This window comes from Xanthomonas prunicola (assembly GCF_002846205.1).
Taxonomy (GTDB): Bacteria; Pseudomonadota; Gammaproteobacteria; order Xanthomonadales; family Xanthomonadaceae; genus Xanthomonas; species Xanthomonas prunicola.
This window is the reverse complement of record NZ_PHKV01000028.1, coordinates 1-11,380: the sequence shown is the minus strand read 5'-3', so window position 1 is coordinate 11,380 and position 11,380 is coordinate 1. Positions and strand designations below refer to the sequence as shown.

General features: G+C 54.0%; 10 protein-coding genes and 3 pseudogenes. All 13 read right to left on the bottom strand.

All coding sequences use genetic code 11. The features are described from left to right. A partial coding sequence (locus tag XpruCFBP8353_RS22645; RefSeq protein WP_133125697.1) for a peptidoglycan-binding domain-containing protein occupies positions 1 to 831 on the bottom strand: 831 nt, incomplete at its 3' end. Between the two features lie 148 nt (positions 832 to 979). Then, on the bottom strand, positions 980 to 1,744 hold the full coding sequence (locus XpruCFBP8353_RS24430) for a hypothetical protein (RefSeq protein ID WP_244298204.1): 765 nt from the start codon (positions 1,742 to 1,744) through the stop codon (positions 980 to 982). 39 nt (positions 1,745 to 1,783) lie between these two features. Next, positions 1,784 to 2,284, bottom strand: a complete 501-nt coding sequence (locus XpruCFBP8353_RS22635) for a DUF4189 domain-containing protein (RefSeq protein ID WP_101365211.1) — start codon at positions 2,282 to 2,284, stop codon at positions 1,784 to 1,786. Positions 2,285 to 2,297: 13 nt separating this feature from the next. After that, complete coding sequence (locus tag XpruCFBP8353_RS22630; RefSeq protein WP_407071323.1) at positions 2,298 to 3,347, bottom strand: type IV secretion system protein; 1,050 nt, start codon at positions 3,345 to 3,347, stop codon at positions 2,298 to 2,300. Between the two features lie 39 nt (positions 3,348 to 3,386). After that, a pseudogene (locus XpruCFBP8353_RS22625) lies at positions 3,387 to 4,646 on the bottom strand (XVIPCD domain-containing protein). Between the two features lie 174 nt (positions 4,647 to 4,820). Next, positions 4,821 to 5,582 (bottom strand): hypothetical protein, encoded by a 762-nt coding sequence (locus XpruCFBP8353_RS24140; RefSeq protein WP_101365209.1) that lies wholly within the window; start codon positions 5,580 to 5,582, stop codon positions 4,821 to 4,823. Between the two features lie 93 nt (positions 5,583 to 5,675). Next, the gene (locus XpruCFBP8353_RS22615) at positions 5,676 to 6,167 is read right to left on the bottom strand and encodes a DUF4189 domain-containing protein (RefSeq protein WP_101365208.1); all 492 of its coding nucleotides are present in this window, start codon (positions 6,165 to 6,167) and stop codon (positions 5,676 to 5,678) included. Positions 6,168 to 6,190: 23 nt separating this feature from the next. Then, positions 6,191 to 7,182: pseudogene (locus XpruCFBP8353_RS22610) on the bottom strand (type IV secretion system protein). A gap of 92 nt (positions 7,183 to 7,274) precedes the next feature. Continuing rightward, positions 7,275 to 8,576 carry a peptidoglycan-binding protein gene (locus XpruCFBP8353_RS23280; protein WP_108723597.1) on the bottom strand — a complete coding sequence of 434 codons (1,302 nt, stop codon included), beginning with the start codon at positions 8,574 to 8,576 and terminating at the stop codon, positions 7,275 to 7,277. Positions 8,577 to 8,681: 105 nt separating this feature from the next. Next, a complete protein-coding gene (locus tag XpruCFBP8353_RS22595) occupies positions 8,682 to 9,500 on the bottom strand; it encodes an FG-GAP repeat protein (protein WP_243391195.1) in 819 nt (272 codons plus the stop codon). Then, a complete protein-coding gene (locus XpruCFBP8353_RS22590; RefSeq protein WP_243391196.1) occupies positions 9,500 to 9,865 on the bottom strand; it encodes a DUF4189 domain-containing protein in 366 nt (121 codons plus the stop codon). Before XpruCFBP8353_RS22590 ends, XpruCFBP8353_RS22595 begins: the two co-directional genes overlap by 1 nt. Positions 9,866 to 10,019: 154 nt before the next feature. Continuing rightward, positions 10,020 to 11,074 (bottom strand): annotated as a pseudogene (locus tag XpruCFBP8353_RS22585) (type IV secretion system protein). 39 nt (positions 11,075 to 11,113) lie between these two features. Continuing rightward, positions 11,114 to 11,380 (bottom strand): XVIPCD domain-containing protein (locus tag XpruCFBP8353_RS22580; RefSeq protein WP_101365207.1); only part of this gene is annotated, 267 nt, incomplete at its 5' end.

The following is an 11,380-nucleotide window of genomic DNA, read 5'->3' as shown; positions in this document are numbered from 1 at the left end:
AGCGGCCTGGGTCTGCTGACCTGCGACGCCGTCTATCTGCAACCCTTGCTGGCGCTGGAATTGCTCGACCGCATATTTTGTGTTGCCGCCGAAATCGCCATCCGCGTGCAATGGCTTGCCATCGCGGCTGACAGCGCCAAGCTGAGCAAGTTGGCCTTGGAGCTGCTTCACCTGCTCGCCGCGCTCGCCTTGTTCTAGTTTGCCGTCATGCGATGCATCGCGCTTCGGCTGCTGAGGCACAGCAGAGGTATTTGTATGCATGGCATGCGAACGGCCCGGCTGCATGTATTGATCCATTCCATCACGATTACGTGTGATGTCGTGCATGTAGTCATAGTTGCTGGTGCCGTTGCTGTCGCTGATGACCCGCCCGCCAGTGACAGCTTCGCGCGCACCACCGTAGCCTGAGATATGGCGGGCTTTCAGAAAGCCTGCCACCTTGGCTGGATCATCACCTTCGTCCAACACGCCATTGCGGATCGCTTGGCTATAAGCCTTGTCGCTGTTGATCTTGAACGCACCATCCTGCAATGCGGCCGATGACTTGTATTGCTCAAGGCTCGACCCGTTCTTCCAGTTAGAGGAGTCCTCAAGAAAACGCGTCATACCGCCGCTACTCGCCCACTTCCATTCCGCACCACGTACCTTTTGTGGATCGAAACCGGCATCGGTCATCGCGTCGTTGAGCTTGGCACGATCTACATATCCCGCATCGGCTAACCAGCCTGCCCCTGCTTGATAACGACCGACGTAACCCTGTTTATTAGTAATCTGCAAATCGCCGCCATTACTTTCGGTCATGACGGTTGATGCAATCAGACGACGCGTCATTGCGTCATCGAGACCCGCGACGTTGCCTTGATCGTAGCTTTGAGCGGTGGCCGCCGCTTTTTCTCGTCTATCAGCCATGATGCATGTCCTCTGGATATGACGGTTAGGAAAAACACCAGCCTTCTACTGGTGCCTGGGGATGACTATTTCACGCCTCTTTACATTGCAGCGCTTGAATTCTTTTTTGTGGCTTGGTTTTCGTAAAAACGAACGTTGTGGAGCCTGGCCCACGCGTTTCTGTACCATCATCCAGATAGGCCTCTACAAATGCCTCACCTGCATCAAGACCGATCGCATAGAACTTGGTCTGCAATGAATCAGGCCCACCGTCATCGTCTCCCCCACACTTGTCTGCGATCAATCGCACCGATGTAGCCGCCGGCAACTGGCGCTTCAAGACTTCGGCATACTCTGGACTAGCGTAGAACTTCTTCACTGCAATGGATTGCACACTGTGCGCATCGCCATTGAGCGTGATGCCTGACTCGCCTTCATTGGCTTGCTTGGGCGCGACCTCGGCACCCTGGCCATCCGGCACATCTACCGCGCCGAATCCATCGAGCAGCAAGGTCCCGCTGCGATACTGCGCATTCTGTGGGTCAGTGCTATCGGAATTAACTTTCGGGGAGGCATCCCTCCATTGCAGACCGGGAACCGCATCGAAGCTCGCCCAAGGCGCACCGCTACGAGCAGCAAGTAACGAAACCACCTCATAAAGCGATGTCATTCGTTCTTTCTCTCCTGAATTCTTGGTCTGCGACACGGGCTTACTTTGATTTTCCTGCAAATTTTCATGTCTACTTGAGGACGCGTCAGCTACTTTCTCTGGAGTAGCCTCCCGGTTGCACGCCGCCAGCAACAGAAAACCGCTGAACATCAAAACTGCGGATAGCTTTCGCAAAGAATTAATCACCCAGGCTCCCACTTAAATTATTTAAGCACTTTTCAAATATTAGTACTTTTTAAATATTGGATCAGTACATTTTGATAGTGTAATTCTGCACTGGCGCTTCGATTTTTCCTCGCATTGACTCATTGCTAATCGGGAAGCCTGCCTTATGCTAGCAGCACTAAAAATAGAACCTTCACCTTGTCCAGAGTCTGCTGCAGCAACGCACTGATTAAAGAAAGCCATACTCACTTTGCAGGTACCTGAGCCTAGACCTTCGCAACTCGCAATTGCGTCATTTTCCGCTTGGTCTTTGGTTATACGCCCAGAACTCACCCCCGAATCACCGCTTTCAGAGGTGGCAACAGCGCCCCATGTTTTAATCCATTCTCCTGTCGGCCTAGGTGGAGGAGTTGGAATACCTCCTCTTGAAGTACCAGAGTCGGGACCGCATTGCGGACTTCCTGGTGCAACTCCAGCCGGGCAAGCAGTTTGGCCAAGAGCTTCAATAGAAAATGCACCCAAAAGCAGCAGGACAGAAAATGTCACAGAAAATTTCTTCATAACGCCTTTAACCTCAAGTAGCGGCTTTGCCAAGCTTACCAGTTTGGTTATTACTGTCAGATGGAGCATCGGAATAAGCAGTACGCCCACCTGTTGACTGGTGGGTGTTCTGAGTTTCAGTGTTTCTAGCCGGCGCAGCTGGCGTCTGCGGCCGTCCACCGCTGCCGTCCTGGCTCGCCCGATCCAACTGCCCCAGCGCCGAGTACGCCGTGAACTGGCCCAACGTGCCCTGGAAGAAGGCTGCTGCCATTGGTGGTGCCGTGATGATCAATGTGGTCAACACCAAGCCCAGTCCTCCCTGCTGCAGCGCCATGCTGCTGATGCCTTCGCCGCTACCGCCATTGAGTGCCCACTTCGCAAGAAACGCCACACCCACCGCTCCAACCACCTTGGTTGCCAAGCTCACGGTGAAGGTCAACACCGACAACGAGAACATAGTGCCTAGCCCGTATAACAGCCATTTGCTGAACAACGACTTCGTGGCCTGAAATAGCAGGCACAGGATGAACAGGGGGCCGAAGCCAACCACCAGCGCCATCGCCAGCTTGTTCAGCAGCAGCATCGAACCTGCAACCACTCCAGGCCCAGCCATGCCGATGCCGGTAAACCAACGTGCGCGATTCTTGGAGTCCTCGCTTTCTTCGTCGCCGCCCGTCTTGATCTGGTCCAGACCTGTCAACACCATCTGCATCAGCATCAAGTTCTGATCGATCGACTTGTAGGGGCTATCTGAGTCCCCTGTGACTGTCTTGGTGATCGCCGAGCTAATTCCGTCGGTCAGGGTCCAATACAGCTGGGGCGAACCCTTGGCCATGCTCGTCGCCAACCCGATAATCAATGCTGCCCGCAGCGCCGTCACCACCAAGCCCATCGCCGCCTCGCGCGACTGACCGGTGACGATGCGGTAGCCCTGGATGAAGACCCACAGCACCAATACCGTGAGCGCCACCATACCGACCCAGGCGGTCGTACGCTGCAGTAACTCCCACTGGAAGATCGCGATCTCTTCGCGCAGGTCGCAGGAAATAGAGCCAAGGCGGACATTCCTGACTGCCTTGGCGATTTACCAACTCGCTGAAGTGCAACGACCAACACGCACGACTTACATGGACATCGAGCGCGAAGCAGTTTCCTGGGTCTGCACCTGGGTGGCCTGACGCTGGCTTTCCTCGGCCGCTTGCCGGCTGCTGTTTTCCAACGGCTGATTCTGCGCTTGGCTGCGATCCACAAAAACCCGCTGCATCGCCGGGTCGGTCATCTCGCCCTGAACTGCGAAGAAGCCGTCACCGCTCTTACTGGGCACCACATGGTCGATGCGTTGCAAACCACTGACTTTGGACTCGAACACGATTTGGCCTGCTGTCTGCTCGAGGTCCTTGCGGTTGGCAAAGCCGCCACGTTCCCCCAGCGCCTCGAGCTTGCTCACTGCACCGTTGTACATCGCGTTATCGGGATGGCGAGGGTCAGACAACAAGGGGCTGGACGCTGCCTGTGCCGGCGCAGCAGGCGCGGCCGTATGCTCAGGTTGCTTGGATGTCCCCTGGGTCAACGCCTTAGCCAAAGCGGCCTGGGTCTGCTGACCTGCGACGCCGTCTATCTGCAACCCTTGCTGGCGCTGGAATTGCTCGACCGCATATTTTGTGTTGCCGCCGAAATCGCCATCCGCGTGCAATGGCTTGCCATCGCGGCTGACAGCGCCAAGCTGAGCAAGTTGGCCTTGGAGCTGCTTCACCTGCTCGCCGCGCTCGCCTTGTTCTAGTTTGCCGTCATGCGATGCATCGCGCTTCGGCTGCTGAGGCACAGCAGAGGTATTTGTATGCATGGCATGCGAACGGCCCGGCTGCATGTATTGATCCATTCCATCACGATTACGTGTGATGTCGTGCATGTAGTCGTAGTTGCTGGTGCCGTTGCTGTCGCTAAACTCTCGTCCACCAGTTATCGCTGCGCGCGCGCCGCCGTAACCTGAGATGTGACGAGCCTTCAAGAACCCGGCTACTTTTGTTGGACTGTCGTCGCTATCGAGCACCCCATCACGCACTGCCTGACGATACGACTTATCACTATTTATCTTAAAGGCGCCGTCCTGTAACTCCGCAGAACCCTTGTATTTTTGAAGATTTAGTCCATCTTTCCAATTGGACGAATCTTCAAGAAACTTTGCCATTCCACCACTGGTAGCCCATTTCCACTCTGCACCCCGAACCTTTTCCGGATCGAAACCAGCATCCCGCATTGCAGAGTTGAGCTTCTCACTATCGATATATCATGCATCCGCAAGCCAACCAGCACCCGCTTGATATCGGCCGACATAACCTTGCTTATTAGTTATCGATAGATCCCCGCCATTACTTTCTGTCATGACAGTTGAAGCGATCAACCTACGCGTAGCATGGTCATCAAGACCAGCAATATTCCCTTGGCTATAAGCCTGAGCGGTGGCCGCCGCTTTTTCTCGTCTATCAGCCATGTTTCATGTCCTCTGGATATGACGGTTAGGTAATGCACCACCATCTAGCGGTGCCGGATGCTGCGGTTAACGCGCCTTACATTGCAACTCTTCTATCTTCTTTTTGGGCTTTTCTTTGGTAAACAAAAAAGTGGTGTAGCCAGGTCCACGCGAACCCTCGCCGTCGTCAACATACGCTTCTAGGAATAGTTGATGACCATCGAGAACCACTTCGAAAAATTTCGTCTGAGTGTCAGGGACATCCTCTCCTAAGTCTGCGGCGCAATCTCCCGCAATCAACCGAAGTGACGTTGCAGAGGGCAACTGGCGCTTTACTACATCAGTATAATCAGGACTAACATAAAACTTCTTTACCGCAATCGAGTGCACATTCTGCGAATCTCCGCTAAGGGTAATACCTGACTCGCCCTCATTAACTTTCTTCACTCCCGCCTCTGCACCTTGATTTCCATCAGACACGTCAACCATGCCGAAACCGTCAAGAAGGAGAGTACCTTCTCGGAAACGAAAGTTCTCCGGACTGTTGCTATCGGGATTTGACTGCGGCGAAGCTTCTCGCCAATGCACCTTACTAGCGCCATCGAAGCTTGACCAAGGAGCGTTATCTTGAGTGACAAGTAGTGAGACGACCTGATGGAGCGGCGTCATTTGTCTTAGTCCTTGCAATTCATCAACCTGAGGCATAGATTTAACTTCGGGTTGCTGCGCCTCTGTTTTCCTTTCCCGAAAGTTAGCACTCACTTTTTGACTAGGCGCTTCACTTTCGCATGCACCTAACAACACAGCAACAGAAACCAGAAGGTAAAAAAACTTGCTCTTTGATGGCATTTTAGGCCCAACCAGAATATCTACACATTACAGCGATAGAAAATATAAGAAGTTTTTTGGAACGATCACAGCATTCAAAAAATTAAATGCGATTTAGTACTTTTTAAATATCGGATCCGAACATCCGGAATAAATAATGGCGCACTTGCCACCACCATAACTTTCACAATCCTTCATGGCAAGATTTGTCGCAATTTCTTTACTTTCAGCGCCTTGAAAAAAACTCTTCTTATCCGAAGAAACCGACACCGCACATTGGTTCTTGTAAGTTAAATTTACCTTGCAATCAGGAGCTCCGCCCTCTGCACACAACTGAATGGCTCTTTTTTCGGCTTCCTGACGAGTGAGTTTACCAGTAACGGCGCCAGTCTCTCCTGTGGAGTTTGATCCAGCAATTGCACCCCACGTCTTTAGCCACTCGCCCGTAGGCCTAGGCGGTGGATCCGGAATATCGCCTCTTGATGTGCCCGAGTCAGGCCCACATTGCGGACTACCTGGTGCTACGCCGACGGGACATGCAGTTTGCCCGTATGCAACGCCAGATAAAAACATATTCATAATGATGAATAATCGAAAACGATTCATTGAAAGACCTTCAAAAAGTTTGATTAATTCTTCGCAAGGCCACGACTACCGGTAGCGTTTTCTTGATTCGATGGAGACTCTGAGCGGACGCCGCTGTTAACGCGGGCCTCATCTCTGTCTCTAGGCCTTGTGGTTTCACGCTCCGGCGCCCCAGGCTCATAAGGCCGCCCAGCTGCCGGCGACTGACCTGCCCGATCCAGCTGGCCCAGCGCCGAGTACGCCGTGAACTGGCCCAGCGTGCCCTGGAAGAAGGCTGCTGCCATTGGTGGTGCCGTGATGATCAACGTCGTTAACACCAGTCCTAATCCTCCCTGCTGCAGCGCCATGCTGCTGATGCCTTCGCCCGTAAACCCGTTCATTGCCCACTTTGCGACGAAGGCCGCGCCCACTGCGCCGACCACCTTGGTCGCCAAGCTCACCGTGAAGGTCAACACCGACAACGAAAACACAGTGCCCAATCCATATAGCAGCCATTTGCTGAACAATGACTTCGTCGCCTGAAACAGCAGGCACAGGATGAACAGAGGACCGAACCCTACCACCAGCGCCATTGCCAGTTTGTTGAGTAGCAACATCGAGCCGGCAACAACGCCTGGACCGGCCATTCCGAGGCCGGTGAACCACCGAGCCCGGTCTTTTTCGTCTTTGCTCTCTTCATCACCGCCCGTCTTGATCTGATCCAACGCCGACATCGCCACTTGCATCAGCATCAGATTCTTGTCGATCGCCTCGTAGGGACTCTTTGAGCTGCCCGTCACTGTCCGGGTGATCGCCGAGCTGATCCCGTCTGTTAGCGTCCAATACAAACGCGGAGAGCCTTGCGCCATGCTGGTCGCCAATCCGATGATCAGCGCCGCGCGAAGCGCCGTGACCACCAAGCCCATCGCCGCCTCGCGAGACTGGCCGGTCACGATGCGATACCCCTGGAACATGACCCACAGCGTCAATCCGTCAAAGACACAATGCCAATCAAGGCCGAGGTGCGCTGCAGTAGCGTCCACTGAAAAATGTCGATCCCGTCGCTGCAAGATCTTCACGTGCAGACAAGATGACCTTGGCAATGCTTATGTCAAATGCCAAGGTCATAGGTTGACCCCTAAGGCACGATCAAATCGCCCTGCTACGCGCCTCGGTTTCTTGCACCTGAGACTGCACCTGTGTCGTCTGGCGCTGGCCTTCCTCGGCCGCTTGTCGGGAGCTGTTTTCTAATGATTGGCTCTGCGTCTGGTCGCGGTCCACAAAAACCCGGCGCATCGCCGGATCGGTCATCTCGCCTTGCACCGCGAAGAAACCGTCACCGCTCTTGTTCGGTGCCACATGATCGATGCGTTCGAGCCCACTGACTTTCGCCTCGAACACGATCTGACCAGCTGCTTGCTCAAGCTCTTTGCGGTTGGCAAAGCCCCCACGCTCGCCTAGCGCTTCGAGCTTACCCACTGCTCCGTTGTACATCGCGTTATCTGGATGACGAGGGTCGGACAGCAGGAGAACAGATGCTGACCGTGCCTGCACAGCGGGAGCAGCCGTCTGCTCGGCTTGCTTGGCCGTTTGCTGCGACAGTGCCTTCCCCAGGGCTGCCTGCGTCTGGTTACCCACCACACCATCTACCTGCAAACCATGCGTGTGCTGGAATTGCTCGACGGCGTATTTTGTGTTGCCGCCGAAGTCGCCATCGGGGTGCAGCGGCTTGCCGTCGCGGCCGGTTGCGCCAAGCTGTGCAAGCTGGCCTTGCAGCTGCTTCACCGACTCACCGCGCTCGCCCTGTTCTAGTTTGCCATCGTGCGATTTCACGGCGTGATGGGAGGTAGAACCGGGCGCTATGCTGGCTTTGAGATCAACACCATCGCGCTTGACGCTCTCGATCAAATCAGGAACACGACGCTCCCAACTTTCTGCGTGCCTTTGGCAGTCTTTGGCTGCTTCAATACTCCAAGGTTTACTGGGCGTAACACCATTTACTACACGCCTGGCGTTGTAGACGTCGTGGCTATCAGCATCAATGTAGCGATCAAGAGGCTTGCCGGTAAACAAGCCATCGCGCATACCAACAACCAACACCTTTGCGGCGATTTCTGGATCCTTCGCCAAATCTGGATTACGGACCATTTCGCCATTTAGGCCGAGCAACTTGTCAAACTTCGCATAATTGTAGTCGTGCGTAAGATGCACGTAGCCACGGCCGTAAAATTCTTCACCGCCGCTATATCCAAGCTTGCGCGCTTGGCTACGCCCGAAATCTTCTTCAGGCGCCTTAAAGTTACGCGTCTCATGCTGAGCCGTCGCCAACATGTACGATATTTGCTTTGGATCAGTTACACCGTTCTCAAGCGCGGTTTTGACGATCAATCTAACGGAAGATTCTCGATCCACACCAAAGCCTTCGGTGCTCCGACCACGTCCATCACTCATAGTATTCTCCGTACGTGCATTTCATTAGAATTTGTTGTTGCATCGATCGGCATTGCATATCCGAAGATGCGTTGCATGTACTCACTACAAATCACCAATCACTTCCTAGTTGGACACCTCCTTCATTTCGCCATCCTGAAGCCGCTCGATCTTCTTCTTCGGGTTAGCCGGGTCATTCGTGTCTTCGGTTACCCGCTCTATCAACACCGGCTCGTTCTTATTGAGTTCGTATGTATCGAAAACATGGATACAGCATCCATCCCCCGAAGTGGAAGTCAGCAAATTCCCTTCCACGGAGAAAAGACCATTGGCCATTACCGTGATATCGGACAGCGATTGATTGAAAACGAGACGTTGTTGGGCGGCGTCAAAAAGATAGACACTGTAAGAGGGACCGCCATAATTACCCTCTTTACCAGACCAAAGCACTAAGTCCTCATGTCCATCGCCATTGATATCGGCCAGAATAATTGAGTGGCGGTTTTTCTTGTAAGTCTCGTCTAGCGGACCATGATAGAACGTCGAATTACTATCCAAATACAGTGATTCAGGCTCAAGAGCAATTGACTTGATTTCTGGAAATGCCACCTCAACAACCGGCGAACGGTTGCATAGCATGATCCCTGGACCATCTTCGCTGCAGCCCTGCGTCTTAACTGAAACAGAAATACCGCCAATCTCTACGTTTATCTCGCCCTGACCGTTGAACGTGGCATTGACAGTTGACGGCACTTTCAAGTCCTTTTCCAATAAGGATTCAGTCTTTTTACCAGCTTGACCTTCAGCGGGCGACTGCGATTCGCCAGCATTTACAGACGGCGCATTACTAGGACTACATGCTGCGACCGAGACAAGGCAAGCTAAATATAGCGTCCCCACCACAGCTCTGGTTAGTGCACGCTCCGACATAAAAAATCCTTCCATCAATATTTCTTAAATATTGGATCAGAGCATCCGGAATACATCAATCTACACTCCTTGCCACCACTTTTCTCACACCTACCTTTAGCCAGATCAACCGCACGCTCTTCTGTAGCGGAACCCTGGGAGAAACTTTTAGTATCGCTAGAAACAAGGGCTGCACATTGGTTCTTGTAAACGAAGTCAATTTTGCAATCAGAAGCCCCGCCTAAAGAGCACTGATGAAGCGCAGAGTTCTTAGCATCCTCTTGGGATAACTTACCGACAACTACCCCTGACTCACCTGTAGAGTCTGAACCTGCTATAGCTCCCCATGTCTTAATCCACTCACCAGTAGGTTTAGAAGCGGGGGCTTGTTGTTCTTGCATCTCGGGTGAATCTGGAATGCATTGGATACTTCCCATTTGGACACCTACTGGGCACCGCGTTTGCGCTAAAGTGCTAAACGCAGGCAGAAAAAACAACAATATGGGGAACTTAGCCCAAGAGATAGTCATCACTTTCACCATTCAATAGTCGATTTCACTTCTGAGCAATACCACGGCTGCCTGCAAGCTGCTCCTGTGAAGGTGATTCGACCCGGACTGTGTTATTCCTGCGGCCGTGGTCAGATCCCGAATCGTGGTTTTCTCTAGCCGGGGGATTCATCTGCGCATTTGGCCCCTGCCGATTAGCGTTAGACGCTGCATCCGACGAGCCCAACGACCCAATCGCCGAATATGGGGCGAACTGGCCCAAGGTGCCCTGGAAGAAAGCGGCCGCCATTGGCGGTGCGGTCAGGATCAATGTCGTCAACACCAAGCCCACTCCTCCCTGCTGCAGCGCCATGCTGCTGATGCCTTCACCATTGCCGCCGCTGACCGCCCACTTCGCAAGAAACGCCACACCTACCGCTCCAACCACCTTGGTCGCCAAGCTCACGGTAAAGGTCAGCACAGACAATGAAAAGATGGTGCCTAATCCATATAGCAGCCATTTGCTGAACAGCGACTTGGTCGCCTGGAACAACAGGCACAGGATGAACAATGGTCCAAACCCGACCACGAGCGCCATCGCCAGCTTGTTCAACAACAGCATTGAGCCGGCCACCACGCCAGGGCCTGCCATGCCGATGCCCGTGAACCAGCGCGCCCGGTTCTTGGCGTCTTCGCTTTCTTTATCGCCGCCCGTCTTGATCTGATCCAACCCGGCCAGCGCCATCTGCATCAGCATCAGGTTTTGGTCGATCGACTTGTAGGGGCTATCGGAGTCACCTGTGACTGTCTTGGTAATCGCTGAACTGATGCCGTCAGTCAGGGTCCAATACAGCTGCGGCGAGCCCTTGGCCATGCTCGTTGCCAACCCAATGATTAGCGCGGCGCGCAACGCCGTGACCACCAAGCCCATCGCCGCTTCGCGCGACTGGCCGGTGACGATGCGGTAGCCCTGGATGAAGATCCACAGCGCCAATACCGTGAGCGCACCATACCGACCCAGGCGGTCGTACGCTGCAGTAACTCCCACTGGAAGATCGCGATCTCTTCGCGCAGGTCGCAGGAAATAGAGCCAAGGCGGACATTCCTGACCGCCTTGGCGATGTACCAGCTCGCTGAAGTGCAACGACCAATACGCCCGACTTACATGGACATCGAGCGCGAAGCAGTTTCCTGGGTCTGCACCTGGGTGGCCTGACGCTGGCTTTCCTCGGCCGCTTGCCGGCTGCTGTTTTCCAACGGCTGATTCTGCGCTTGGCTGCGATCCACAAAAACCCGCTGCATCGCCGGGTCGGTCATCTCGCCCTGCACTGCGAAGAAGCCGTCGCCGCTCTTGTTGGGCACCACATGGTCGATGCGTTGGAGACCGCTGACCTTGGACTCGAACACGATTTGGCCGGCTGCCTGCTC

Excerpts from the sequence above, each read along its gene's own strand:
- XpruCFBP8353_RS22635 (WP_101365211.1), bottom strand. The coding sequence starts at position 2,284 with ATGAAGAAATTTTCTGTGACATTTTCTGTCCTGCTGCTTTTGGGTGCA.
- XpruCFBP8353_RS24140 (WP_101365209.1), bottom strand. The coding sequence starts at position 5,582 with ATGCCATCAAAGAGCAAGTTTTTTTACCTTCTGGTTTCTGTTGCTGTG.
- XpruCFBP8353_RS22615 (WP_101365208.1), bottom strand. The coding sequence starts at position 6,167 with ATGAATCGTTTTCGATTATTCATCATTATGAATATGTTTTTATCTGGC.
- XpruCFBP8353_RS23280 (WP_108723597.1), bottom strand. The coding sequence starts at position 8,576 with ATGAGTGATGGACGTGGTCGGAGCACCGAAGGCTTTGGTGTGGATCGA.
- XpruCFBP8353_RS22595 (WP_243391195.1), bottom strand. The coding sequence starts at position 9,500 with ATGGAAGGATTTTTTATGTCGGAGCGTGCACTAACCAGAGCTGTGGTG.
- XpruCFBP8353_RS22590 (WP_243391196.1), bottom strand. The coding sequence starts at position 9,865 with ATGCAAGAACAACAAGCCCCCGCTTCTAAACCTACTGGTGAGTGGATT.